This window comes from Mesorhizobium sp. M5C.F.Ca.IN.020.32.2.1 (assembly GCF_004023105.1).
Classification (GTDB): domain Bacteria; phylum Pseudomonadota; class Alphaproteobacteria; order Rhizobiales; family Rhizobiaceae; genus Mesorhizobium; species Mesorhizobium wenxiniae.
Window position 1 is genome coordinate 1 of sequence record NZ_RZSX01001705.1, and the last position, 402, is coordinate 402.

General features: G+C 60.4%; 1 protein-coding gene. It reads left to right on the forward strand.

Annotation, left to right across the window (positions count from 1 at the left end):
* Positions 1 to 61: 61 nt before the first annotated feature.
* The coding region (locus EOA86_RS38260; RefSeq protein WP_245497524.1) for a histidine phosphatase family protein at positions 62 to 402 on the forward strand (341 nt) is incomplete at its 3' end.

Below are 402 nucleotides of genomic sequence, written 5' to 3' on the forward strand. Positions count from 1 at the left end.
GGCCAGCCACATGGCACCGAAGCCGCTAGCAGCCATCTGTTGCAGCCCGCGCGAACGAACATTGGAAACCGCAAAACCGATCGCAATCGCCTGCAGTCCCGATAAGATTACAATCTGCCAAGAGCTCGATGAGATCGACTTCGGCGCGTGGTCGGGAAAGACTTTCGAAGAGTTGAACCAGGACGCCGACTGGCGGGTGTGGAACAGTCGGCGTCAGCAGGCGAGGACGCCGGGCGGCGAGACCATGCTGGACGTGCAGCAACGTGTCACCTCGCTGATGCAGCAGCTTCGCAAACGCTACCAGAACCAGTCCGTGGCACTGGTCAGCCATGCCGACGTGATCAAGGCCGCCGTCTGCAAGGTGCTCGGCTTGCCGCTGGGAGACTGTTTTCGCTTCGATAT